Annotated in this window: 21 protein-coding genes and 1 pseudogene; 7 read left to right on the forward strand and 15 right to left on the reverse strand. The window is 71.5% G+C overall.

Going from position 1 to position 24,237, the window contains the following annotated elements; genetic code table 11:
* Window positions 1–5 precede the first annotated feature (5 nt).
* The 3 genes and pseudogenes from ACFYYF_RS37835 to mshA all read right to left on the reverse strand — a co-directional run bounded on the left by ACFYYF_RS37835 (window position 6) and on the right by mshA (window position 3,928).
* A pseudogene (locus ACFYYF_RS37835) lies at window positions 6–1,761 on the reverse strand (glycosyl hydrolase family 28-related protein).
* Between the two features lie 168 nt (window positions 1,762–1,929).
* On the reverse strand, window positions 1,930–2,421 hold the full coding sequence (locus ACFYYF_RS37840) for a YbjN domain-containing protein (protein ID WP_388783133.1): 492 nt from the start codon (window positions 2,419–2,421) through the stop codon (window positions 1,930–1,932).
* Between the two features lie 169 nt (window positions 2,422–2,590).
* The gene (mshA, locus tag ACFYYF_RS37845) at window positions 2,591–3,928 is read right to left on the reverse strand and encodes a D-inositol-3-phosphate glycosyltransferase (protein WP_388783135.1); all 1,338 of its coding nucleotides are present in this window, start codon (window positions 3,926–3,928) and stop codon (window positions 2,591–2,593) included.
* A 381-nt stretch (window positions 3,929–4,309) separates the two neighbouring features.
* Here mshA and ACFYYF_RS37850 point away from each other — a divergent pair, with 381 nt between their 5' ends.
* The 3 genes from ACFYYF_RS37850 to ACFYYF_RS37860 all read left to right on the forward strand — a co-directional run bounded on the left by ACFYYF_RS37850 (window position 4,310) and on the right by ACFYYF_RS37860 (window position 8,304).
* Window positions 4,310–5,122 (forward strand): class I SAM-dependent methyltransferase, encoded by an 813-nt coding sequence (locus ACFYYF_RS37850; protein WP_388783138.1) that lies wholly within the window; start codon window positions 4,310–4,312, stop codon window positions 5,120–5,122.
* Between the two features lie 224 nt (window positions 5,123–5,346).
* Window positions 5,347–6,486: an NlpC/P60 family protein gene (locus ACFYYF_RS37855; protein WP_388783140.1), complete on the forward strand. Its 1,140-nt coding sequence runs from the start codon at window positions 5,347–5,349 to the stop codon at window positions 6,484–6,486.
* A 489-nt stretch (window positions 6,487–6,975) separates the two neighbouring features.
* Window positions 6,976–8,304, forward strand: a complete 1,329-nt coding sequence (locus tag ACFYYF_RS37860; RefSeq protein ID WP_388783143.1) for a PP2C family protein-serine/threonine phosphatase — start codon at window positions 6,976–6,978, stop codon at window positions 8,302–8,304.
* A 372-nt stretch (window positions 8,305–8,676) separates the two neighbouring features.
* On the opposite strand, the gene ACFYYF_RS37865 is transcribed toward ACFYYF_RS37860, so the two are convergent.
* The 3 genes from ACFYYF_RS37865 to ACFYYF_RS37875 form a co-directional block, all read right to left on the reverse strand.
* Window positions 8,677–9,015 (reverse strand): DUF2516 family protein, encoded by a 339-nt coding sequence (locus ACFYYF_RS37865; protein WP_361679087.1) that lies wholly within the window; start codon window positions 9,013–9,015, stop codon window positions 8,677–8,679.
* A gap of 116 nt (window positions 9,016–9,131) precedes the next feature.
* Window positions 9,132–9,719, reverse strand: a complete 588-nt coding sequence (locus ACFYYF_RS37870) for a hypothetical protein (protein ID WP_388783146.1) — start codon at window positions 9,717–9,719, stop codon at window positions 9,132–9,134.
* Window positions 9,720–9,774: 55 nt separating this feature from the next.
* Window positions 9,775–10,305 carry a helix-turn-helix domain-containing protein gene (locus ACFYYF_RS37875; RefSeq protein ID WP_388783148.1) on the reverse strand — a complete coding sequence of 177 codons (531 nt, stop codon included), beginning with the start codon at window positions 10,303–10,305 and terminating at the stop codon, window positions 9,775–9,777.
* 197 nt (window positions 10,306–10,502) lie between these two features.
* Here ACFYYF_RS37875 and ACFYYF_RS37880 point away from each other — a divergent pair, with 197 nt between their 5' ends.
* Complete coding sequence (locus ACFYYF_RS37880; protein WP_388783151.1) at window positions 10,503–11,783, forward strand: hypothetical protein; 1,281 nt, start codon at window positions 10,503–10,505, stop codon at window positions 11,781–11,783.
* 174 nt (window positions 11,784–11,957) lie between these two features.
* On the opposite strand, the gene ACFYYF_RS37885 is transcribed toward ACFYYF_RS37880, so the two are convergent.
* The 5 genes from ACFYYF_RS37885 to ACFYYF_RS37905 all read right to left on the reverse strand — a co-directional run bounded on the left by ACFYYF_RS37885 (window position 11,958) and on the right by ACFYYF_RS37905 (window position 18,002).
* On the reverse strand, window positions 11,958–14,111 hold the full coding sequence (locus tag ACFYYF_RS37885; RefSeq protein ID WP_388783154.1) for a HelD family protein: 2,154 nt from the start codon (window positions 14,109–14,111) through the stop codon (window positions 11,958–11,960).
* A 264-nt stretch (window positions 14,112–14,375) separates the two neighbouring features.
* Window positions 14,376–15,005: a TetR/AcrR family transcriptional regulator gene (locus tag ACFYYF_RS37890; protein ID WP_388783157.1), complete on the reverse strand. Its 630-nt coding sequence runs from the start codon at window positions 15,003–15,005 to the stop codon at window positions 14,376–14,378.
* A 39-nt stretch (window positions 15,006–15,044) separates the two neighbouring features.
* Window positions 15,045–15,623 carry a phosphotransferase family protein gene (locus ACFYYF_RS37895; RefSeq protein WP_388783160.1) on the reverse strand — a complete coding sequence of 193 codons (579 nt, stop codon included), beginning with the start codon at window positions 15,621–15,623 and terminating at the stop codon, window positions 15,045–15,047.
* 757 nt (window positions 15,624–16,380) lie between these two features.
* The gene (locus tag ACFYYF_RS37900) at window positions 16,381–17,118 is read right to left on the reverse strand and encodes an HAD family hydrolase (protein WP_388783163.1); all 738 of its coding nucleotides are present in this window, start codon (window positions 17,116–17,118) and stop codon (window positions 16,381–16,383) included.
* Window positions 17,118–18,002, reverse strand: coding sequence for a GntR family transcriptional regulator (locus tag ACFYYF_RS37905; RefSeq protein ID WP_388783166.1), 885 nt, complete (start codon window positions 18,000–18,002; stop codon window positions 17,118–17,120). Before ACFYYF_RS37905 ends, ACFYYF_RS37900 begins: the two co-directional genes overlap by 1 nt.
* Window positions 18,003–18,188: 186 nt before the next feature.
* Here ACFYYF_RS37905 and ACFYYF_RS37910 point away from each other — a divergent pair, with 186 nt between their 5' ends.
* A complete protein-coding gene (locus ACFYYF_RS37910; protein ID WP_361678996.1) occupies window positions 18,189–18,383 on the forward strand; it encodes a hypothetical protein in 195 nt (64 codons plus the stop codon).
* On the opposite strand, the gene ACFYYF_RS37915 is transcribed toward ACFYYF_RS37910, so the two are convergent.
* Window positions 18,373–19,281: a FadR/GntR family transcriptional regulator gene (locus ACFYYF_RS37915; protein WP_388783278.1), complete on the reverse strand. Its 909-nt coding sequence runs from the start codon at window positions 19,279–19,281 to the stop codon at window positions 18,373–18,375. The two genes, ACFYYF_RS37910 and ACFYYF_RS37915, sit on opposite strands and share 11 nt — an antisense overlap.
* 216 nt (window positions 19,282–19,497) lie before the next feature.
* Here ACFYYF_RS37915 and ACFYYF_RS37920 point away from each other — a divergent pair, with 216 nt between their 5' ends.
* Window positions 19,498–19,683, forward strand: coding sequence for a hypothetical protein (locus tag ACFYYF_RS37920; RefSeq protein WP_361678999.1), 186 nt, complete (start codon window positions 19,498–19,500; stop codon window positions 19,681–19,683).
* Between the two features lie 181 nt (window positions 19,684–19,864).
* Here ACFYYF_RS37920 and ACFYYF_RS37925 read toward each other — a convergent pair whose 3' ends face one another.
* The 3 genes from ACFYYF_RS37925 to ACFYYF_RS37935 all read right to left on the reverse strand — a co-directional run bounded on the left by ACFYYF_RS37925 (window position 19,865) and on the right by ACFYYF_RS37935 (window position 23,615).
* On the reverse strand, window positions 19,865–21,256 hold the full coding sequence (locus ACFYYF_RS37925; RefSeq protein WP_388783171.1) for a GNAT family N-acetyltransferase: 1,392 nt from the start codon (window positions 21,254–21,256) through the stop codon (window positions 19,865–19,867).
* A gap of 423 nt (window positions 21,257–21,679) precedes the next feature.
* The gene (locus ACFYYF_RS37930) at window positions 21,680–22,816 is read right to left on the reverse strand and encodes an asparaginase (RefSeq protein ID WP_388783173.1); all 1,137 of its coding nucleotides are present in this window, start codon (window positions 22,814–22,816) and stop codon (window positions 21,680–21,682) included.
* A gap of 145 nt (window positions 22,817–22,961) precedes the next feature.
* The gene (locus ACFYYF_RS37935) at window positions 22,962–23,615 is read right to left on the reverse strand and encodes an AmfC protein (protein WP_388783175.1); all 654 of its coding nucleotides are present in this window, start codon (window positions 23,613–23,615) and stop codon (window positions 22,962–22,964) included.
* Window positions 23,616–23,809: 194 nt separating this feature from the next.
* On the opposite strand from ACFYYF_RS37935, the gene dtd reads away from it, so the two are divergent.
* Window positions 23,810–24,235 carry a D-aminoacyl-tRNA deacylase gene (gene dtd / locus ACFYYF_RS37940; RefSeq protein WP_361679011.1) on the forward strand — a complete coding sequence of 142 codons (426 nt, stop codon included), beginning with the start codon at window positions 23,810–23,812 and terminating at the stop codon, window positions 24,233–24,235.
* Window positions 24,236–24,237 lie beyond the last annotated feature (2 nt).

A 24,237-nucleotide genomic window follows, 5' to 3' on the forward strand; every position in this document is an offset into this window, starting at 1 on the left:
GTGTTCTAGAGGTCGCGCTGGGCCTCGTACAGATTGCGCGGCCGTACGACGTCCGTCGTCCCGTACAGCTCCAGCCGGGAGCGCAGGTCGCCGGTGAAGTCGGGTACGTCGGTCTGGTCGAACTCGGTGACCTCGTTGACGCCGACGGTGGCGCTGCGGGGGGCGAGGCCGTCGATCTTCATCAGACCGGCCCGGCCGTTGGTGACCCGGATGTTCCAGTGGGTGAAGCGCGCCCCGAAGAGCGGTCCCGCCGAGGCGTCGCCGCCGTGCCGGCCGTTGTTGTCGACGGTGATGTCGGTGCGGACATTCGCGAAGGGCAGCCCACGGTGGGAGTCGAACGTGCCCATCCGCATGGCGCCGCGCGACCAGACGTTGTACGAGGACAGGCCCTCGACGTTGATGCCGTGCAGCTGGGTTCCGGCGGGCGCGGGAACGGTGCGCTCCTCGACGGTGAAGTCCTCGATCAGGTTGTCGTGCGAGCCCTCGCGGCAGAAGTACGGGTGGTGCGAGCCGCGTCCGGCGACGGTCGTACGGCGCAGGGTGCAGGAGGAGGCGGCGACGAGCCCGAAGCCGTTGTCGACGTGGCGGACCGTGACGTCGTCCACCCAGCAGTCGTAGGCGCACTGCAGGACGACCCCGTTGTAGCCCTTGTCGAGGAGGTGCGGGGACTGCGGCGTCTCCACGGCCTCCAGGGTCAGCCCCTCCACCCCCGAGCCGGTCAGCTCCTCGACGTGCGTGGTCAGCCGGGGGTCCCACTCCGGTCGTACGTCGAGCGGGAGGGGGCGTTCCAGGGTCACTCTGCGGCCGCGCACATGGGCGACGCGGACGGGCCACTCGTAGGGGACGTACGAGGTCAGCTTGGTCTTGTCGTCCCAGAAGTACGCCTCCGGTCCCGGTCCGCCGCCCGACATGTGCTCCAGCAGCGTGTGGTCGGCGTCGTCGGCGAGGCGGAGCAGGACGAGCGCGCCGGGGCGCAGCCCGGAGGCGTCCGCGACGGTCACCGTCCACGATCCCTGGCGTGCGGGCTCGACGGTCGTGAGGGTCCGCCAGGCGTCGCGCGTGTTGCCGGTCCAGCCCTCGAAGGGCCAGGACCTCGCCTTGATCGCGGAGACCAGGGAGTCCCAACGGGCCGCGGGGGCCAGCCAGATGAGGCCGCCGGCCCAGGACCAGGACGACTTGTCGCCGCCGTAGCGTGATCCGTAGGCACCGATGAGTTCGGTGAGGTTCCTGGTCGCGTAGAGGGTCGTACGGCCGCTGCCGGCGCCGCGGAGGACCACGTTCGAGTGGCCGATGTGGATCAGGGTCGTCGATGCGGAACGTGCCGGGAGGGATGGTGACCGTGCCACCGCCGACCCTTCCGGCGGCGGCGATGGCACGGTTGATCGCGGGAGCGCAGTCCGCCGTGCCGTCGGCGGCGACGGCGCCGTGGTCGCGGATGCCGGTCACGAAGGGGCGGCGGGGCAGCCGGACGGCCCCGCGGTACGCGCCGGACCTGCCGACGTACGGGATCTGCGGGTGGGTGAACGGGGAGCGGACGAACTCCCGCCAGAGCGCGGGGACTTCTCCGGACCGGGCGAAGGCGCCCGCCGCGCCGGCGGACGGTGCGGCGCCGGCGCCCACGACGGGTGGCGGGGCCGATGCGGCCGTCCCCGGCGCCGCCGCGGCGGCCGTCGTGCCGGTGACGGCGGTGGCCGCCACGGCCGTGGCGCTGCCGAGCAGGGCCCGCCTGGTGATCCCCGTGTACCCGTGCCTGCTGTTCATGCCCGTCCGCCCTTCCCTGTGGTTCCCGTTCGTGCGGCTCTTCATGGATGTGAACGACGTTCAGATCTGCGTCGGCGGTGAGCATGCCACGGGAACCCCGGGCGGGGAAAGGGTCCCGTAATAGGTAATTGAAGGGTGAGGCTTGGTGGAACCGCCGGACGGCGACTGTCAGTTGGCGGGGCGCTGAGTCAGATGTGTGAACGCGTCGAGATTGCGCGTGGACTCACCGCGGGACACCCGCCAGGCGTACTCCTTGCGGATCGCGGAGGCGAAACCGAGCTCCAGGAGAGCGTTGAAGGAGCCGTCGGCGGCTTCGAGGACGGACCCGAGCAGACGGTCCACCTCCTCCGGGGTGACGGCGGTCAGCGGCAGCTTGCCGACCAGATACACGTCTCCGAGGGGATCGACGGCGTAGGCGACCCCGTAGAGCTTGAGATTGCGCTCCAGGAGCCAGCGGTGGACCGCCTCGTGGTTCTCGTCGGGGTGGCGGATCACGAAGGCGTTCAGCGACAGCGAGTGCCGACCGACGATCAGCGAGACCGTCGTCGAGAGCTTGCGGGTGCCAGGCAGTTTCACGACGTACGAGCCCGCGTCGGGACTCTCCCACTCCAGCTCGGCCTCGGTGAGGACCCGCTCGATGATCGACGCTGCGTCAGCCATGCGGCGAGCGTACGTGACCGGGCCGCGGGGAGACGCGGCGGGCACGGGCGACGCGTCAGGCGCCGGGCGACGCGTCAGGCACGGGGTGACGGGTCAGGCACGGGGTGACGGGTCAGGCGCGGGGCGACGGGTCAGGCGCGGGGCGACGCGTCAGGCGCGGGGCGACGCGTCAGGCGTGGTGGGCGCGCAGGCGGCGCCGGTGGTCCTGGGCCGCTGCCGTGTACACGTCCGCCGTCGCCGCCGCCGCGGTGTCCCAGCCGAAGCGCTCCGCGTGGCGGGCCGCGGCGTCGCCCATCCGGGCCACCAGGGTCTCGTCGTCGGCGAACTCACCCAGCACGCGCGCGTAGTCGGCGGGATGGTGACCCTGGACCAGGAATCCGGTCTCCTGGTGGCGTACGGCCACCGGCAGGCCGCCGACCGAGGCCGCGAGTACGGGGGTACCGGCCGCCTGCGCCTCGATGGCCACCAGCCCGAAGGACTCGCTGTACGAGGGCATGACCAGCACGCTCGCGGCCCGGAACCAGTCCGCGAGCTGGTCCTGCCCGACGGGCGGCCGGAACCGTACGACGTCGGCGATGCCCAGCCGCGCGGCCAGCTTCTGGAGCCCTTCGGGCTTGGCGAGGCCGCTGCCGCTCGGGCCGCCCACCACGGGGACGACGATCCGGCGGCGCAGCTCGGGCCGCTCGTCGAGCAGCACGGCGACCGCGCGCAGCAGCACGTCGGGGGCCTTGAGGGGCTGTATGCGGCCCGCGAAGAGGGGGATCAGTGCGTCCTGCGGGAGACCGAGCCGCGCGCGGGCCGCGGCCCGGCCGTCGGCGGGCCGGAAGCGGTCGAGGTTGACCCCGGGGTGGACGACGGCGACACCGGCGGAGTCGGCGCCGTAGTGGCGTACGAGCTCGTCGGCCTCCTCGGAGGTGTTCGCGATGAGGCGGTCGGCGGCGCGCACGATCTGGGTCTCGCCGATGACACGGGCGGCGGGCTCGGGGGTGTCGCCCTCGGCCAGCGCCGCGTTCTTGACCTTGGCCATGGTGTGCATCGCGTGCACCAGGGGCGCGCCCCAGCGTTCGGCGGCGAGCCAGCCGACGTGGCCGGAGAGCCAGTAGTGGGAGTGCACGAGGTCGTAGTAGCCGGGGCGGTGACCGGCCCAGGCCTGCATGACGCCGTGCGTGAAGGCGCACAGCTGGGCGGGGAGGTCTTCCTTGGCCAGGCCCTCGTACGGGCCCGCGTCGACGTGCCGGACGAGGACGCCCGGGGCCAGCTCGACGGTTGGCGGGAGCGTCCCGGTGGTGGCCCGCGTGAAGATCTCGACCTCGATGTTGATCGCGGCGAGCCGCTGGGCGAGTTCGACGATGTACACGTTCATGCCGCCCGCGTCGCCCGTGCCGGGCTGGTGCAGGGGCGAGGTGTGCACGGAGAGCATGGCCACGCGGCGGGGCCTGCGGTGCAGTCTGAGCCGCGAGGGCGCTGCCGGGGAGCGGCGCCCGAGCCTGCTCACGTACTGACTCACGTGGCGATCCTCCTCGCTGCGGGCATGCCGGTCGGAGGACGTGTCACGCCCTCCGCAAGGTGGAACGCCGGAGGTGCCCGCTCCATTTCCCCTTTGCCGAATCATTACCCCAGGTCGCTCAACCGTTCGTATCGCGTACTGCGTCTGCTTCCCCGCTCTCCCCTGTTCATCTCCGCCCGTTTCCGTCCGCCCCTGCCCGTTTCTGGGGTCGCGAGGTGTTAGCCCGGGCGTTGCGGGCCAATGGGCGCGCCGCTGGGCGGCCACTGCGGGCCGCCGGGTCGTTCCGGGCCCGCCGAGGTTTTCCACAGCGGGGGTGCGGGGGTGGCCGAGGGTTGTCCACAGGGTCAACCGGTCGGGTTCGGGGCGCCTACTCTCGTACGCATGAAAACCCGCGCAGCGTCCCGCCCCGTGGGCACGGTGACGCGCGGGACGACGAACCCCAACCGCCTGCGCCGCATGGACCGCTGGATCGCGGCCGTGCACGGCGCCGAACTCCGCCGGGCGGCGGAACCGGTGGCCGTGGACCTCGGTTACGGCGCCGCGCCCTGGACCGCGGTGGAACTGCTGACCCGGCTGCGCACCGCCGCCCCCCGCACCCAGGTCTTCGGCGTCGAGATCGAACCGGCGCGGGTCGCCGCCGCCCGTCCGTACGAACGCGAGGGCCTCGCCTTCCGGCACGGCGGCTTCGAGGTCCCGGTGCCGGGCCGGCCGCATCTGATCCGGGCGGCGAACGTGCTGCGTCAGTACGACGAGGAGCAGGTCGCCGAGGTCTGGCGACGGCTGTGCGCACGGCTCGCGCCCGCGGGCTCCGGCTCCCGGGGCGGACTGCTCGTCGAGGGCACCTGCGACGAGATCGGCCGCCGGCACGTCTGGGTCGCCCTCGGCCCCGAAGGTCCGCGCACGGTCACCTTCGCCACCCGGCTCGGCTCCCTGGACCGCCCGTCCGACCTGGCCGAGCGGCTGCCGAAGGCCCTCATCCACCGCAATGTGCCGGGCGAGCCCGTGCACGCGTTCCTGCGCGACTTCGACCGCGCCTGGGCGGCCGCCGCGCCGTACGCCGCGTACGGCGCGAGACAGCGCTGGATACGCACGGTCCGCGATCTGACGGCCGACTGGCCGGTCGCGGACGGGACCGCCCGCTGGCGCCAGGGCGAAGTGACGGTGCGCTGGGAGGCGTTGGCGCCGCGCGTCTGACGGAGCGCGCGGGACCCGAGGGGAACGATCTCGGTGAGTCGCACGTCACACAGGCGGGGGGATGAGATCGTCATGCCGACGGGGGCTCCGGGGAAGGGAGTTCCTGCCTGCCTCGCGCGCGGAGGAGGGGAGTTCTTGCCCGGCTCTGTCGCATTGCGCGCCGACATGGCACGATCCCTCAGGCGTCCATAAGTTACTGACGGTAAATCAGGTGGGGGGCGGAGATGGGATCCGGCAAGTGGAGTCAGACCACGGCGGCCATGGCCCTGGCCTGCGCGTGTGCCTGCGTGGTGCTGGCGTCGTCAGGGACGGCCTACGCGAGCCCGGCACCGAAGCCGACGCCGACCAGGACCCCCGCGGCGAACCCGACGCCCGTGAGCAACAAGGACCTTGAAGCGGTCCGCAAGAAGCTCGACAAGCTCTACCACGAGGCCGCGGTCGCCACCGACGCGTACAACGCGGCCGAGGAGAAGACCCAGAAGCAGTCCACCGAGATCGTGGAACTGGCCCGGCAGATCGTCAAGGGCCAGGCGAAACTGGACGCGTTGAAGGACCGTGCGGGTGCCGCGGCCCGCGCCCAGTACCGCGGCGGCGGGCTGCCGCCCGAGGCGCGGCTGTGGCTGAGCGACGACCCGCAGGAGTTCCTGGACGGCGCGGGACGGGTGCGGCAGGGCGAGCACGGCACCAAGGGACTGCTGGACGAGATGGCGCGCACCCAGCAGGACTTGCGGCAGTACTCGAAGGACGCCTCCGCGCAGTGGCGGAAGCTGGAGGCCGACCGCGAGGCCAGGGCCGAGGCGCGGAAGAAGATCAAGAAGCGGATCTCCGACGCCGAGAAGCTGGAGTCCCAGCTCGAGAAGAAGGAGAAGGAGCGGCTCGCGAAGCTGGAGGAGGAGGCCGCCCACCAGGCGCAGTCGGCCTGGCTGAGTTCCGGCGTCCTCGCCGACATCAAGAGCGAGGCGTCCGAACAGGGCAGGAAGGCCGTGAAGTACGCGACCGACCAGATCGGCAAGCCCTACGAGTGGGGCGCCGAGGGCCCGAAGACGTTCGACTGCTCGGGGCTCACCTCGCAGGCCTGGGCGGCCGCCGGTCACCCCATCCCCCGCACCTCGCAGCAGCAGTGGAAGCAGCTCAAGCACGTCGACATCAAGGACATGCGCCCCGGCGACCTGATCATCTACTTCGACGACGCCAGCCACGTCGGGATGTACATAGGGGACGGCGCGATCGTGCACGCCCCGCGGCCCGGGCGCACGATCACCATCACGGGCGCCGGTTCGATGCGGATCCTGGGCGTCGTGCGGCCTGACGCGCAGGCCCCCTCGTCCGCCGACGCGGAGAAGGACTCGCGCCGACACTCTTGACGGTGCGGGCGGCCCCGGTCGGGACCTGGTGTCGCAAGCGGCCTCGGGCTTCTGGGCGGCCGCCCGAGGGCGTGCGCGTGAGGGCGGCCTCGTGGGGGGCCTTTGAGGGCGGTGCCATCAGGGCGTCCCTGGTGAGGGTGGCCGCTTGAGCGCGGGCGTGAGGGCGGCTTCGTGAGGGCGGCTTCGTGAGGGGGCCTGGTGGGGGCGGCGCCTTCTGGGTGCCCTCGCGAGGGGGCGCGTGACCCACCGCACGTGACCTACCGCACGGTTGTACCGGCCGGCCGGACCTGGGGACGTGACCTTCGTCATCCCCGGTGGAACCGCGTCCTGTCCAAGTGCGTTACGGGATGCGGCATATGACGGTGGCCGTTTGCCCGGCGGCGCGCCGTCGGCCATTCCGCTGCGGCACCGGCGGGCGCTATGGTCCCCGTCGGTGGGTCGAGGTCCTTCGCCCACCACGCCCTCGGGGGGAGGGAAGGAACCCAGACGATGCCCGTACCCGTACCGCGGCAGAGAGCGATCCCGGCCGTGGAGAGTGGTCAGGCTCAAGCCGTGTTCTCACCCGGCGGCCCATCCGGCGACACCACCGGCGGCCCCGCCGGCACAGCACCGGAAGCCCGCACCACGATCCCGAACCCCGGCACCACCCACCTGACACTGCTCGTCATCGAGGACGACCCGGCGGGTTCGCTCGGCGTGCCCGAGATGCTCGACGCGGCCGGCAGGCCGGTCCGGGTCCGTACCGCCCGCAACCTCACCGAGGCCGAGCGGCTGCTGACCGACGACGTCCACTGCATCCTGCTCGACCTCGCGCTGCCCGCGCCGGGCCGCGCGGCGGAGGGCGCCGACGAGCTGGCGACGCTCAAGCACGTCCTGAGGCTCGCGCCCGGCCACGCCGTCCTCGCGCTCACCGCGTCCGGTGACGCCGAGCGCGGCACGGAGGCGGTGCGCGTCGGTGCCCAGGACTACCTCTTCCGTGACGAGCTGGACAGCCGGCTGCTGAGCCGTGCCATCCGGTACGCGGTGGAGCGGAAACGTTCCGACAAGGCCGAACGCCGGCTCACCGAGTCCAAGCTCCGCGCCCAGGAGAACGCCCGCCTGGAGCGCGGGCTGCTGCCGACCCCTCTGCTGGAGGGCTCCCCGCTGCGCTTCGCCGCGCGCTACCGCCCGGGCCGCTCCCGCGCGCTGCTCGGCGGCGACTTCTACGACACCGTGCGGACGGCCGACGGCACGGTCCACGCGATGATCGGCGACGTCTGCGGGCACGGGCCCGACGAGGCGGCGCTCGGTGTGGAGCTCCGTATCGCGTGGCGCGCCCTGACGTTCGCGGGGCTGTGCGGTGACGAGCTGCTGTCCACGCTGCAGCAGGTCCTGGAGCACGAGCGCGAGAACGACGAGATCTTCGCGACGCTGTGCACCGTGGACATCGCGCCGGACGGGCGGCGTGCCGGGCTCTGCCTGGCCGGTCACCCGTCCCCGCTGATCTCCCGTCCGGGACGGGCGGCCGAGCTGCTGCCCTACGACAACAACGGTCCCGCGCTCGGGCTGCTGCCGAACGCCCGCTGGCCTCGGATGCAGGTGGAGCTGGGTGCCGCGTGGAGCCTGATGCTCTACACCGACGGGCTGATCGAGGGTCACACCGGCGTGGGCAATGAGCGTCTGGGCCTCGACGGCATGGTGGACATGGTCCGGCGTCAGCTCGCGCAAGGGCTCCAGGGCGAGGACCTGTTGCGCGCGGCGGTGAACGAGGCGCGGGAACTCAACGGTGGGGAGCTGGCGGACGACGTGGCCGTGCTGCTGCTGGACCGCGCGCCCTGACTCGGCCCGCTGCGCCGGTTCCGGTCCGGTGGGTGGGTCGGGGCCGCGCCGGTGCATCAGGCCGCCGCTGCCGGGCAGAGAAGTGACCGTCAGTGGCGACGGCCATCGATGTACCGGCACGTCCCCTCACGTCCGATTCCGGCTGCGGGTGCAGAATCCAGCCCCTCCGGCGTTTGAGGAGCGGGGTCTGGGGCGGAGCCCCAGGTGGCCTCCCCTGGGTGCGGGGCAAGATGTCAGCCCCGGCCGGCAAAAGTTCAGCCCCTCCGGCGATTGAGGAGCGGGGTCTGGGGCGGCGCCCCAGGGGTGGGACGGGTAGGGGCGGAGGGGGCGAAAGACGCCTGGGTTGCGGGAGAAGACCCCGGGGGCGGGGGGTTACCGGCCGCCGTTGTACGGGCCGTACGGGCCGTCACTGCTGCTGCCGCCCCGGCGACCCCGGCCCCCGCCGGAGACCGCACGCAACGCAGGACGGACGTCGACGAAGAAGACGATCGTGGCGACCAGGCCGGCGATCTGCAGGAAGAGCATCGGCACCAGCAGGTTCACCGCAACGGTGATGCCGAGGATGATCAGCCAGAACATCTTGTTCTGCTTGTCGGCGGCGCGATAGGCGTCTTCGCGGGCAACCACGGCCAGCACGAGCGCCACCACGGCGAGGACGAGCATGGCTGTGTAGATCAGCCACATCAGACCGCCGAATGCCGTCATCAGCACAATGTCCACCGCCCGGATCGAGTCGTCTCTACGGCCACCGTACCCGGAGAACGGGCCGGGAACTCAGAGAGTGCCCGGCCCGTCCGCGCACGGCGGAATCGTGTCCGTCCGCTCGCCTACTTGGCGGGCGGCGTCGTCTTCTTGGCGACCGGCTTGCGGGCCGGGGCCTTCTTCGCCGGGCTCTTCTTGGAGGTGGCGTCCACGGCGGCGGCCGCCGGCTTCTCCTCCTCCTTGACCTCGACCGGCGCGGCACTCGGCTCTACGGCGATGGCGAAGTCCTCGATCTCCTCGGCGGCCTCGCCGCGCCAGGTCCGCACGGTCTGCTCGCCGTGCTCGGCGACCTTCTCGTACGTCTCGCGCGCCTTGACGGCGTACTCGGCGGCCACGCCGACACCGCGCAGGGCGAAGTCCTGGGCGGACTCACCGAGCTTCTTCAGGTCGGTGTCGAGGGTGCTGAGGATCTCCGTCACCTTGGCCTGAAGGCTCTCCTGCGCCACCTTGGCGCGGGCGGTGGCCTTCTCCTGGACGGCGTTGGGGTCGATGTTCTTCACGGTGTCGATCCGGCCCGGGGCCTCGGCGCGGATCTGCTCCACGATGCCGGGGACCTTCTTCGCCTGCTGAACGGCCAGGTCGGCGGTGCCGGCGAGGAAGTAGAGCGGGGTCGGGTCCGTGGCGGCCTTGCGGATGTCGTCGGTGATGGCCATGGCGATGGTCCTCCCGTAATCGCTTTCAGCTGAGGGTTTGGTGATCCGCATAAGGTCAACTCGCGGTCTGCTGCGGACCGGCATCGCTGCCGTCGGCCGTGCGGGGGCCGCGGACGGCGCTGTCCTGTGAAGGCTGGGCGTCCGTCGTGTCCTGAGCCTCGGATGCGTCGGAGTCACGGTCCGCGCCGGTGCCGGGCACCTCGCCGCCGTGACCGGTCTCGTCCGTCGGCGCCATCTCGAATCCGTTCTCCTTGCGGAAGGACTCGTAGATCTGGAGCAGCACCTGCTTCTGCCGCTCGTTCAGCGTGGGATCGGCGAGGATGACGGCACGCGTCTCCACCTCGTCCCGGTCCCGCTCGGCGTCGAGGATGCCGGCCCGCACGTACAGCGTCTCGGCGGAGATCCGCAGGGCCTTGGCGACCTGCTGGAGCACCTCCGCGCTCGGCTTGCGCAGCCCGCGCTCGATCTGGCTCAGATACGGATTGGACACCCCGGCGGCGTCGGCGAGCTGCCGCAGCGACAGCTGCGCGGTGCGCCGCTGTTCCCGCAGATACTCACCAAGATTGCCGACGTTGAGCGATGCCATGACTCCACCTTGCCCCATCCTCGCTAACTATTGCAAGCACCTGCTTGCAAAAGTGCGTCACGCCACGAAGGCGTGACCCCTGGCCGATCACGACGGCACCGGTACAACTGTTCGACCTCTGTGCGTGTCTGATGTCCGGGACTTGCGACCCGCAATTCGCCTTGCATCCACGCCATTTCAACCCAGAGGTAAACCGCATGCTCCGCTCCGAGCCCAGCCTCCGCACACTTCGCAGGGCCGTCGGCGTCGTCGGCGCCGGCGCGCTGATCACGTTGGGCAGCGCGCCCTCCGCCGTGGCCGACGCTCCCCCGACCGGGCTGGTGCTGGGGAGCGTCGCACCGATCGACGCGGGGAAGCCGGGAAGCACCTTCGAGCCGCCGGTCACCTTGGGCACCAAGGACAGCAAGGCGCTGGAGAAGGTCTGGCTGACGTACACCGTCACCCGGGGCCTGGACTACGCCGACGTGCCCTCGAACTGCACACGGTGGGAAATCGGCTCGTACGACGAGTTGCCGGCCAAGTTCCACCTGACCTGCGAGTTCGACCAGGTCATGGAGCCGGGTGTCGTCTACACGCCCGAGCTGAGCCTCAAGGCCCTCGGCAAAGCGCTGTACGACGACCTCGAAGTCGCCGTCGGAACCTGGGACTTCGGCCCTGACGAGCAGGCTCACGGACCCGTGCGCGGAACCGCTCCCGCGGCGAAGCTGGTGGAGAGGCCCGGCGCCGTCCTCACCGGCAGCGGCGCGCAGTACGCCAAGACCAAGGTGCGGGTGAACACGGCGAACACGGCCGACTACCAGGTGTCCGGAACGGAACTGAAGGGCCGGGTCGGGGACACGGTCGGCGTCAAGGTGAAGTTCACCAACGCCGGTCCCGCGTGGGTGCTGAGCATGCCGGACCTGGTGCCGACCCGGACCCTGATCAGGATTCCCGCGGGTACGACCGTGGTCGAGGGACTCAAGTACTGCGACACCCCGGCGGCCGGCACCTACTCCTGCAACGTCGGGCAGTACTGGGTGGATGAGGGCCAGGTGAACACCTACTCCTTCAAGTTGAAGATCAACAAAGCGGTGGCGGGAGCCAAGGGCTCGGTGGCCCTCAACACCGGATCCCGCCCGTACGACGTGAACAAGGCGAACGACAAGGCCGACATCCTGCTCGATGTCGAGGGCGGCGGCTCGACGGGCGGGAGCGGCTCGGCGGGCGGTTCGGGTTCCACCGGCGGGAGCGGTTCCGCGGGCGGTTCGGGTTCGACCGGCGGAGGCGGGACGACGGGGGGATCCGGGACCACGGGCGGCGGAGCGGACACCACCGGCGGCTCCTCGGCCACCGGCGGTTCGGGGAGCGCCACCACCGGCGGTGACCTCGCCGCCACCGGTTCCGGCCCGGCGCTGCCCCTAGCGGGTGCCGCGGCCGCGGCCGTCGCCGCCGGGGCGGGTGCGGTCCTGCTCGTACGCCGCCGCACGGCCCGGCGCTGACCGGACAGGCGCGCACATCTGAGTGCGTCGCGCCCCGTACGCCCCGTACGCCCCGTACGCCCCGTACGCCCTGCACGGCTTGAGCCGCTTGAGCCGCTTGAGCCGCTTGAGCCGCTTGAGCGGGACACCGGCCGACGGCCGGGCCCGCTCAGGCCGTGGGCGCCGCGGCGGGAATCACCAGGGCAGCGGGCGGGTGTGGATCACGTCCAGGCGTGACACCGCCCGGGTCAGCACCACGTAGAGCCGGTGCAGGCCCCGCGCCTCGGCCTCCGCCATCGCCGCCGGTTCCACGGCCACCACGTGGTCGTACTCCAGGCCCTTGGCCAGACTCGCGGGCAGCACCGCGATCCGGGCACCGAGTTCGTCGACCCCGGCCACGCTCATCCCCGCGGCGCACAGCGCCTCCCGCACCTTCGCCACGTCCGTGTCCGCGGTGATGACCCCGATGGACCCCTCGTGCGCCAGCGCCTCCCGTACGGCCGCGACGGTCCCGGCCGCGAGGTCGGAGGCCGACCGGATCCTCAACTCGCCGTCCTTGCGCAGGGACCGGGCAGGAGGGACGTCCACGTCCAGGCGGCCGAGCACCCGGTTGGCGAGTTCGACGACGGCCCCGGGCACACGGAATCCGACCGTCAGGGGGACGACGGCGGCATCCGGCTTGCCCAGATGGCCCAGCAGTTCGCCCCACTCCCGCGCGGCCCAGGGAGTCGTGCCCTGCGCGAGGTCACCGAGCACCGTCAGCGACCCGAAGGAGGCCCGTCGCGCGATGGCCCGGCATTCCATCGGCGACAGGTCCTGCGCCTCGTCGATCACCAAGTGGCCGTATCCCTCGGGGTGTTCGATCAGTCCGGCGATCTCGTCGAGGAGGACGAGATCGGCGGCCGACCAGCGCGCCGACTTCCACGACCGCGGCGGCTTCGCCCACAGAAGCGCCTTCCGCGCCTCGGCGTCGAGGATCCCCTCGGCCACCCGCTCCAGCGTCCCGGCGTCGGTGAGGAGCCGGGCGAGCAGTTCCTCGGGGCGCACCCGGGGCCACACCGCGTCGACGTACGCGCCGACCGTCCGGGCCCGTGAGATCCGCTGCGCCCACGCGTTCGTCTGCGGGCCGGCCCTCAGCTCGGCCTTCTCCCGCACGTGGCGCACGACCCGCGTCCGCACGCGCTCCCGCCCGACGGCGTACGGCGGTTCCTCGGCACGTACGTCGTCCACGATGCGGCGCAGTACGGCGGCCGGGACCCGCCAGCGATACGTACCGTCCGGCACCGCGAGGTCGTCCTCCGGTACGCCGATGTTCCCGTACAGCGCCCGGCGCAGCACCCGCGCCATCCGGGCGTCGTGCTTGACGGTCGCGGCGCGTTCGTCGTCCTCGCCGGTGACCGGACGGCGGGCGATCTCCTCCCCGATCGTCGACTGACGCACGCCGGCCTCCCCGAGCGCGGGAAGTACCTCCGCGATGTACGACAGGAAGGTGCGGTTGGGGCCGAGGATCAGCAGTCCGCCGCGCCGGACGCGCTGCGGATGCGTGTAGAGGAGGTAGGCGGCCCGGTGCAGGCCGACGGCCGTCTTGCCGGTGCCCGGGGCGCCCTGCACGCAGACCGAGGCCGTCAGATCGGCCCGTACGAGATCGTCCTGTTCGGGCTGGATGGTGGCGGCGATGTCCCGCATGGGGCCGACGCGGGGGCGCTCGATCTCCTCGGCGAGGATCGAACCGCCCCGAGCGGCCCCGCCCTCGACTCGGCCGGCTTCGCCCTCCGCGGTCCCGGTGCCGGGCCGCTCCTGCGGGGCCATTCCCGTTGACGGCCGCCGCAGCCCGACGGGTTCGTCCTCCAGACCCGTGAGGTCGGCGGAGTCGCCTCGGCTGCCGGGGGCCCAGCCGAACCGGCGGCGGACGGCGACGCCCTGGGGGTCGCGGGCGCCCGCCTGGTAGAAGGCGCGCGAGACGGGGGCCCGCCAGTCGACGACGAGGGGCGGGGCGGCCGGGTGTTCCCTGATCCGCAGCCGACCGATGTGGTAGCTCTGCCCGGCGTGGTCACCGGCCGCCGCGACGGAGTCCTGGAAGTCCAGCCGGCCGAAGAACAGCGGGCCCTGGGGCAGCTCCCGCATCTCCTTGGCCCGGCTGCGCAGCCGGTACCCGAGCACTTCGGCGTCGGCGCCGGAGGCGGAGACGTCCTCGCCGGTGACGACCTGCTCCTCGGCACCGTCGACCATCGCGGCGAGGGCGGCACGGCAGGTGTCGTGAAAGGCCCGTTCGCGGGACAGGGAGCGAGAGAGGCTGCTGGTGGGCGGCGGATCCTGGGCAGGCCGTCGGGCGGGGTCGGGTGGCGTCATTCCATCCAGGCTACCGGAATAACGTAACCGAGTAACATTTTTAACTTAGGCATGCTTCTGGGGTCGATAGATCCAGGCTCACGGGAGCGGGCCGGGCGGGTCTCCTTCACGGGAGCGAGCCGGGCGGGTCCCGGTTCACGGGAGCGAGCCGGACAAGGTCACGGTTCACGGGAGCGAGCCGGACAAGGTCACGGTTCACAGGCGGGTGAGGCGAGCCCGGGGTCACGGGAGCGGGTCGGGCAAGTCCGGGTTCACGGGAGCCGGTCAGGCGAGTCCGGGGAATCCTGCCGCGAGCTGGGCGAACGCCCGCTCCGTCGCCGCCACCGCGTCCGGCCGTACGGACGCCACCCGCTCGCCCGCCGCGATCCGCCGCAGGTTCTCCTCGGCGAGGATGCGGCGCACGGCCGTGATCTGTCCGGCGGCGAGCCGCGCGTCGAGCCCGGCAGCCAGTTGCCGCGCGAGCGCTTCGGCGAGCGCGTCCTCGGACCGCTCCAGGTACCCGTACATCCGCGCCACCAGCGAGGGCGTCCCGTAGAGCAGCCGGTGGTAGGCGAGAACGCCGGGGTGTTCGTTGAGCCCGGTGACGGGGTCCTCCCGGCGCAGACCGTCCAGGAAGTGCTCGCGGAGCGCGTCGATCGCGGACCGCCCGGCCGCCCGGCCCTCCTCGACCACCCGCGCGGCCTCGGTCTCGTGGTCCGCGAACCGGTGCAGGACCAGGTCCTCCTTGGACGGGAAGTACCGGAACAGCGTCGGCTTGGAGATCTCGGCGGCGGCCGCGACCTCGGCGACGGACACGGCGTCGAACCCCTTCTCCAGGAAGAGACCGATGGCGGTGTCGGAGACGTACTGGTACATCCGTCGCCTCTTGCGTTCACGCAGTCCGGTGTCGCTCATGGTCACGAGCCTACGCATGGCCGGGGGCCGCGGAGCGGGTCACGGCCGGTGCTCGCCACCGACCGGGTCGTAGTTCTCGAACCACTTCCGGAGCGAGGCCGTGACGACCTCCTCGGACGGCGTCCCGACTCCCAGCGGCTCCGTCGCGGCGCTCATCACTTCCCGGACCCGGCCGCCGGCACGGACGAGGAGATCCTCGTCGAGTTCTGCCTCCTCGGCCAGCGACAAGGCCGTCCGGATGACGTCGGTGAAGACGGACTGGGCCTTCTTGTAGGCGAGCAGCTTGGGCAGGTCCGCCTCCCAGCCGGCCGAACTGCCGGGTGCGACGCTCTCGACCGTCTCGCACCACCGCTCGGTCATCCGGTCCTCCTGGTCCGACGGATACCGCATCAGATAGAGGTGGGTGGCCAGGTCGTAGAGCGGGTCGCCGAACATCGCCAGCTCCCAGTCGATCGTCCAGAGCCGGCCCGCTCCGTCGACCACGAAATTCTCGCGGTGGAGATCGGCGTGCAGCAGACAGAAAGGGCGGCGGGTCAGTCCCGACACATGCTCGCGGAGCGTTCCGAAAGAGGCGTCGTACAGCCCGAGTTCGTGGAACAGGCCTCTGAAGTCGGGCATATTCCTCTGGTACACCTCCTCTTCCGTGAAAAGGATCAGCCGCTCCAAAAAGCCGTCGGTGTCGCCTTCCGCAGCCCGGTAAACGGATGTGCACGTCCGTTTCACGGTCAGGGAATGGGGTTTCACACGGGCCAACTGCCCGAAGAGGGAAACGATTTGTCCGGAGAGGGACCGGGGGATCCCGTCGCCGGATCCGTACAGCGCTCCCAGCGTCTCGCCCTCGATGAACCGCTGAAGACCTGCGGAGCCCGCCTGGATGAGGTCGGGGATGCCCTCGATGCGCCCCTGCAACGCCCGGAGCAGCTGCTCCTCGGACGCGAAGCAGCGCCGGTCGAACCACAGCAGTCCGGGTCGCGGCTCCCGGCACTTCCAGCGAACCGGTTCCGCCTCTACCGCCCACCCCGCCAGTGGAACGACATACGTCTCATGGTGGTAGCCGTGGAGTGGTCCCTCGACCACTCCCGCGTCGCCACTCACCTCAACGGCTCGCCGCAGAGCCGAGGAAACCGATTCGGGTGACATTGACCGTTCTCTCACGCGACCGCACACCAAAGAGAAAAGAGGGGAGAACGGTACTCCGTCACCACTCGTGAATGGGCATAGTTCCAGAAGAGCCGCTCCTCAGCGCGCTGGGCGCCCAAGCGAAAGCTCGTCTTCGCCCTTCCGCGACGCGGGCACTGAGCAGCGGCTACGGCTCGCGAGGGCCGGCGCGCGGACGCCTCGCGGTTCACCCCGTCGGGGCACGGCGCACGCCCCCTCAGCGCTGACCCCACAAGGCCTGGAGCACCGTCTTCATGGACGTCACCACATGCTCCGCCCCGGCGTCCCGGAGCTGCTTCTCCTTGTCCTCGTGACGCGCGTAGCCGAGGAACGGGACCCCGGCCCGCTGGGCCGCGTACAGGTCCGAGGGGGTGTCGCCGATCATGAGCGCCTTCGACGGCTCCGCGCCGAGGGCCTTCAGAGCCCGGTTGAGGCAGTCGGGGTCCGGCTTGAGGTGGTGCAGGTCCTGGGTGCGGCCGTAGATGTGGGGCGCGAAGCATTCGGCAAGGCCCCGGCCCTCAAGGTAACGGGCGGCTGTACGGGGCGAGTTGTTGGTGGTGATCGCCAGCCGGGCGCCCACGGCCGTCCAGGTCCGTATCACCGCGTCGGCGTACTCGGTGGGCCAGGCCTTGGCCACCGCCCTGAGCTCCTGCTGGGTGAACCGCGCCTCCAGCTCGGCCACCAGGTCACTGTGCGGACGGCGTCGGTCGACCGCGTGCAGGACCTCCAGCGGATCGGGGTGTTCACGCTCCTGCGGGGTCAACAGCCCGCGCATCCCCTGCCGTTCGAGCCAGTCGACCAGATCCCTGGCCACCTTCTCGGCGGCGTGCCCCGCGTACAGCCGGCAGACCGGCCCGTCGAAGTCGAAAAGCACGAAGCGCGCTCGGGTGATCGTGTCCCGCAGGTTCTCCGTCTGTGTCGCCACCGCATCAGTCTGCGTCGTATCAGAAGTCACTACGAGAGTCTGAGGTCCGTGGTGATGGTTTCCCAGAGGGCGTTGAACCACCTCTGGGACTCGTCGACGAAGGCGGTGTCCCGCGCGCCGGACCGCTTCTCGAAGGAGAAGAGCAGGGACTCGGTGCCGAGGGTGTCGTACATGTCCAGCGTCTCGTCGGCGGAGATCTCCTCCTCCCGCCTGGCGATCATGTAGTAGGCGATCAGCGCCTCCGTCCCGTTCAGCAGGTACAGCTTCACCGGCGGCGTGAAGGGCAGGGCCCGGAAGGTCACATGGACGTCGATGCCGTGCGAGGAGCGCAGGGACTGGAGGTTGTGGCGCAGGACGTGGCCCTGGGCGTTGCGCTGCTCCAGCCAGCGCCTGTGGACCGGGTCGTCGTCGCCGCGGTCGTCCACGGAGATGGGGAACGCCAGGTTGATCTCCCGGCTGGGCAGCAGGATCCGGGCGTCGATGCGCTCCGGGCGGATCCTTCCGTCGTGGATCTGGCGCACCGGCTCGCTGAGCGCCAGCATCAGCGTCTCCGCGGTGAGACAGGCCGCGTCGATCCGCACGTGGGGGACGGAGAACGCCTCGGTGAGCCGCGGGGCGAGGCCCACCATGGTCGGCTGCGGTCCGTTGCGGGTGGGAGTGACCTGCGCGATCCGTGGCGGACTGCCCTTGCTGACGTTGCTGAGCAGGCCGCCTTCCTGCAGCTCGCGCAGGGCGAGGCGGACCGTGCCGCGCTCGACGCCGAACTCGTCGGCCAGCTCCGCCTGGGTGGGCAGACGGTCGCCGGCCTTCAGCTCGCCGGTGCGGATACGCTCCCGCAGGACCTCGGCGATCTCCGGGGGCGAAAGCCTTCTGCTGCTGTCACTCACCACAACGTTCTCCTGAGTCACGACCAAACGGTACAACTGTCTCCCATCTTTGGGGAGTTACCCGAAAGTTGTTTATGGATACTTACCAAGTGGGGACAACCTAACCAGAGTTGGTTACCAACTTGGCCAAGATGGCGGAAGTTTTGCCTCCTCTCACCCATCCACGGCACCCGGCACCCGGCACGTCACCGAAGAGAAGCAGGAGGAACCACCATGCCCGCCATCGCCCTCCTCTCGGCCGTCTTCGTCGTCGGCTTCGAGCAACTCGTCCAATGGCACTACGGACCGACGGGCATCGTCGGCCTGCTGCTGCTCACCATCGGGATCAAGGCGAAGAACCCCACGTGCAGCTCCATCGGAGCCGTCGTCCTGGCCCTGCTGGTGGCGGGACCGGCCATCAGTTCGTGATCAGCGGTTCCGAACTGATCGTCTCCCACAGCGCGTTGAACCAGAGGTGGGACTGTTCCACGAACGTGGTGTCCCGCAGTCCCACCCCCTGCCTGAAGGGAAACAGCATCGACTGCGTGCCCTCGGCGTCGTACGTCTCCAGGTATTCGTGGTCGAACTCCTCGCCCCGCCGCGCCAGCGTGTAGTACGCGAAGAGCGCCTCCGCCTCGTTGAGCAGGTACAGCTTCACGGGCGGGGTGAAGGGCAGCGACCGGAAGGAGACCCGCACGTCGACGTCGTGCGTGGTCCGCAGCGCCAGCAGATTGTGCCGCAGCACCTGCACCTGCGCGTTGCGCTGGACCAGCCAGCGACGCCGCGGGCGGTCGTCCGCCGTGCCGTCGACCGGCGCGGGGAACGCGAGGTCGATGTCGCGGCTGGGAAGCAGCACCCGGACGTCGACCCTGGCCGGTTTTATGCGTCCCGCGTGAATCTCGCGCAACGGCTCGCCCATGGCGAGGGTGAGCGACACGGCGGTCAGACACAGCGCGTCGATCGCGACGTGCGGGACCTCGAAGGCCGCCGTGATCCGCGGGGCGAGCGCCACCATGGTCGACTGCGGCCAGGCCTGCGGCCCGGTCAGAGCCCTCTCGGGATGGTCCGCGACGGTCGCCGGGCTTCCCTTGGACACGTCGACCAGCAGGTGCTCCGACTGGAGAATGCGCAGCGCCTGGCGCACCGCGCCGCGTTCGACGCCGAACTCGTCGGCCAGTCTGGCCTGGGTCGGCATGCGCTGGCCGGCCCGCAGCTCACCGGACCTGATCCGGCTGCGCAGCTCGTCGGCCACCTCGCGGTGTGACCTCGGCGGCCGTGGTGACCTGTTCCGTCCGTTGACGACGGCGTGCTTCGGCTCCACAACCAGAACCCTACAACTTCCCGCCATCTTTGGGCAGTTGCCGGATAGGTGGTTATGAGTCGTCCCAACACGGAGATAAGTAAGAGTGAGTTGGTCGCCAACTTGCGCAACATGGTCAAACTTCCGGAGGGTTGGCCGCCGAAGTTCCACCTGGACGCCAGGTGGCCGGGGCGGACGGTCCTCAGCGGGGGTCCGCCTCCCCGTCCCCAAGGAGGGACCGTCATGCCGCTCGTCGCCCTCGCCGTCGCCGCCCTCGCCATCGGATTCGAGCAACTCATCCAGTGGGAGTACGGGCCGATGGGCATCATCGCGTTCGTCGCGCTGTCCGTCGGGCTCAAGGCCCGGAACACCACCATCAGCGGCATCGGGGCCGTGATCCTCGTGATGCTGCTCGCCCAGTCCGGCTGAGCGGACGCCGCCGTCCGCCAGTCCGGCTGACCGCGCTCCCTTCCGGAGGGGAGCCGGGAGCACGGTCAGTCCGCACCACGCGCACGACCCGCACCTCACAACTGAATCGCTACGGATCAGCAGTCACGGCAGTCGTCCGCCACCCGCACGGAAGGAGAACGCCCTTACAGGCAACCGCAGTTCAGAAGATGTCCGGGCACCACGGTCGCCTGGAGGTCCGCAGCAGGGCGTCGGCCAGAGCGGCGGCGCCCTCTTGCCGTTCCCGGACCCGGCCCAGCGCCGCCAGCCGCACCGCGGACTCGTCCCCGAGCCACAGCGTCGACAGATCGGCGATGGAGAGCGACAGGTCCGCCTCCTCGGTGACCGGCACACAGGTCGCCGTGCCGTCCGGGGCGGCCGAGAGCCGGTAGCGGCCTCCGTCCGGTCCGCTCTCGTCCCTCACGTCCAGCACGAGCGTCCCCGCGGTGCCGTAGGTCCGCGCCTCAAGAGCCCGTACGACATCCAGGATCCGCACCCAGAGCCAGTCCGTCTGGCTGGTCAGCCTGGCACCACGCGGGTCCGGCAGGAACTGCGGCAGCAGGTCGTCGGGGGCGCGTCGGCCCGTCTTGACCTGGGTGATCCAGTCGATCGAGCAGAGGTAGCTCCACAGGGCGCGCTCGGCAGCCGGCGTCACCGCGATCAGCCACTTCACCTCCGCGGTGTTGTGGGGCTGGTTGGAGTCCGCCCAGTCGTCGTCCGCGGTGTAGGCGACAAGGCCCTCGATCTCGCCCGACGCCGAGCGGTAGGCGGCGTAGAACGGTTCCTTCCAGGGGAAGCCGGCGAACCTCAGCAGGCCGGTGTTCATCTGCCACCACCGGGCGTCGCGGTTGATCGCGCCGGGCCGGGCGCGCCGGAACCGGTCGTGCAGTTCGGGTCCCGCCTTGCGGACGTCCTCGGCGTCGACGAGGTCGATACGGCCGCCGTCGGCCGGGCCCGACCAGCGCGGGTCGAGACCGGTGCGCGGTATGTCGACGGTCCACTCGGTGGAGGTCGTCGCGGGCCCGAAGCCGTACCGGCCGTAGATCGGGTACTCGGCGGCGATGAGGGTCGCGACGACGTCGCCGCGTTCCCTGGCCGCCGCCAGGTCGGCCTTCATCATCCGGGTGAGCAGGCCCCGGCGGCGGTGCGTGGGAGAGACGGTCACGTTCGAGATGGCGTCCGCGGGGACGGCCGCCCCGCCGACCGCGGTGAGCTCCTGCGGGAACGACCGGAAGGTCGCCACGCAGCGGGAGCCGTCGAACGCGCCCAGGGTCCTGCCCATGATGAACGCCGTCCTGCGGTTCTCGACGTCCTCGTCCGTGACGGCAGGCTCCTGGAGGAACCCCGTCTTCACGGCGCGCAGCCAGTCCCGGAGGTCGGATCCGGCGATCGGCCGTACGTCGATCACGTCGACGGCGGCAGCGGCCGTCTCACCGGCGTCCCGCCCACCTCCGGCCTCTCCCCCGCCCCCGGCGTCCACACTCCTGACGTCTGCGGCTGCGGCTGCGGCCGCGTCTGTGGCGTTCTGGGCGGCGAGGGCTTCGTGCGAGGTCATGGAGCCACGCTAGGCGGACCCCGGCCGGGGTGTCGCGCGGATTTCCGCACGGCCGTCCCGGCCGGTTCGTCGAGGGATCGCGCCGATGCCGCAGAACCCCTCCCGGCGGGCCTGCCAAGGGGTCGCGCCGATCCCGCACAAGCCTCTCCCGGCAGTCCCGAGGAGTCGTGCGCATCCGGCAAAGCCCTTCCCAGTCGGCCCCCCGAGGAGTCGCGCGCGAATCCGCACAACCGCTCCCTGCCGGCCCGCCAAGGTGTCGCCCGCATCCCGCACAACCTCGCCCGACCGGTCCTCGCCGGGCGCAGCCCGGCCCGGGTCAGGGGGCCGGCCCGGGTCAGGAGGCCAGCCCGGGTCAGGAGGCCAGCCCGGGTCAGAAGCCCGGCCCGGGTCAGAAGGCTGGCCCGGGTCAGAAGGCCGGCCCGGTCAGAAGGCCGCGCGGATCTCCCCCACCTCGCGGGCGCCGCCCAGGAGTGGGGCGGTGCCTATGCGGGTCACCACCGGGCCCGTCACACCGAGCAGGCCCAGGGCGCGGGCCAGGACGGGGCCCAGGGCCCGGCCCCCGCCGTCGTCGATCTTGAAGGCGAGGGCGCGGCCGTCGGGCAGCGCGACCGCCTGGACGGCTTCGGCGCCCATCTTGGACAGGGCGCCCGGGACCTCGCGCATCAGCCAGGTGTCGGGGCGCCGGGTGCCGGCGACGTACTCGGGGTGGGCGCGCATGGCGTCGGCGACCCGGCGTTCGGCGGAGCCGGGGGCCGCGAGGACGAAGGAGCGGAAGGCACGGGCCAGACCCGTGAGGGTGATGGCCATCAGGGGCGCCCCGCAGCCGTCCGTGCCGACCGCCGCGACGGGTTCCCCGGCGGCCTCCTCGACCACGGAGTGGATGAGCTGCTGGAGGGGGTGCCCGGGGTCGAGGTAGGACTCGGTGGACCAGCCGCGCTGCGCGCACACCGCGAGCATCGCCGTGTGCTTGCCGGAGCAGTTCATGGTGACCCGGTCACGGACGGCTCCGGAGGCGAGGTAGGTCTCCGCCTCGACGGGGTCCAGCGGCAGGTCGGGCGGGCACTGGAGCTGACCGGCGTCCAGCCCGTGCTCGACGAGCATCTTCTGGACCAGGTCGCGGTGGAAGACCTCGCCGGAGTGGCTGGCGGCGGCCAGGGCGAGGCGTTCCCCGGCCAGGTCCAGGCCCGCGCGCAGGATGCCCGCGGCCTGCATGGGCTTGTTCGACGAGCGCGGGAAGACGGGCGTCGCCACCTCGCCGAGCGCCAGCTCGACCGTCCCGTCCGCGGCCAGGACGACCAGGCTGCCGCGGTGATGCCCCTCGACGAAGCCGGAACGCACGACCTCGGCGAGCACCGGGAGCGAGCCGGGCGTACCGGATGTCCCGGATATCCCTGATATCCCGGACGTGTCGGACGGAGTCGCCTCGGGCGCGGGCGCCGTACCGGGCGTACGAGCGATGCCGGACGTGGTCGGAGTGTTCGGTGCGCCGGCCTCACCCGGGGCACCCGGGGTGCCGTCGGATATGCGCGGGCCTTCGGGCGTGCGGGGAGCTCGGGACATCGGCGGTGGCCTTCCGGAACGGGGACCCGCTCGGAAGGCGGCGGCCGGGTCGTGTCCCGGACGGCGCCCCCGCCCGCGCGGAGCGGAAGCGCGCCTCCTGGATGCCGGCGCGCCCCTCGGCCACGGGGTCGCCGGAGCCGCCACGTCACATGAGCAGGTCGTCTACTTGTGCTTCCCCTTCACGGTACCTGCGGGCGATCTCTGCGCTGCAATCGTCGGCCGTGCGCTGGAGCTGCTGGCGCCGCCGGGAGACCTGCCGCTCGTAGCGGACGAGGCGGCCGAGCCCCGCGCCCAGCTCGTCGTCCGTACGGGCCTCCAGGTCCGACAGCTCCACCTCGGCGAGCATGTCGGCGGCCAGCGCGCGGTACTCCTCGCCGTGCGGCGTGCCCACGGTCACGTGGCGGGCCGAGGAGCGGTACCGGGCCGGCGCGTCCGTCAGGATCTCCGACAGCCGCTCCACGACCGAGGGCTTCCCCCCGTCCACGGGCGGGAGGTGTCCCGAGGCCGGGGCGGGCGTCCGGTGTTCGCCACGGCGCGCGAGCTCGGCGCGCAGGATGTCGATACGTCCCTGGAGCAGCCGCCGGACATAGCTGAGGTCGGCCTCGTCCCGCTGGGCGTCCCGGCGCAGTGTCCGCAGTTCGGGCAGCCGGAGCACGGTGATGCCGGTCGGGGCCGGATCGGCCGCCAGCGGGCCGCTGTCGGTGCGCTGCACCGGCGGCCGGGCCGTCATCGCCTTCGCCCGCGCGCTCGTACGGGTCAATGACACGGCTCCGGTCTGCCCGGTCCTCGATGTGCTCATGTACCTCTACCGTCCCCTCGACCGGCACGGTCCGCCCAACGGCCGGACCGCAACACCCCGCATGGTGCCACCCCAGATGGCCGCTATGTGACCGAGTGACCCGATCGGCCCCAGATGGCGGGTTGGTTACCCCGGAAAATCACGCGAAGGGCCCGCACCGCGCGACGCAGCCATGACACGGCATCATGGTCCGCATGCGTGCGGTGGTGCAGAGAGTGGACGGCGCGAGCGTCGTCGTGGACGGCGAGACGGTCGGCGAGATCGGCGGCGAGGGCCTGTGCGTCCTGGTCGGGGTCACCCACGAGGACACGAAGGAGAAGGCGGCCCAACTGGCCCGCAAGCTCTGGTCTCTGCGGATGCTGACCGACGAGCGGTCCTGCTCCGACGTCGACGCGCCACTGCTCGTCATCAGCCAGTTCACGCTGTACGGCGACGCCCGTAAGGGCCGCCGCCCCACCTGGAACGCGGCCGCCCCCGGCGATGTGGCCGAGCCCTTGGTCGACGAGGTCGTCGCCCAGCTCCGCGGCCTGGGCGCCACGGTGGCCACGGGCCGGTTCGGCGCCCAGATGCGGGTGTCCCTGACGAACGACGGCCCGTTCACGGTCCTTCTGGAAATGTGAGC

It is taken from the genome of Streptomyces sp. NPDC001914, from assembly GCF_042891215.1.
In the GTDB taxonomy this organism is placed as follows: domain Bacteria; phylum Actinomycetota; class Actinomycetes; order Streptomycetales; family Streptomycetaceae; genus Streptomyces.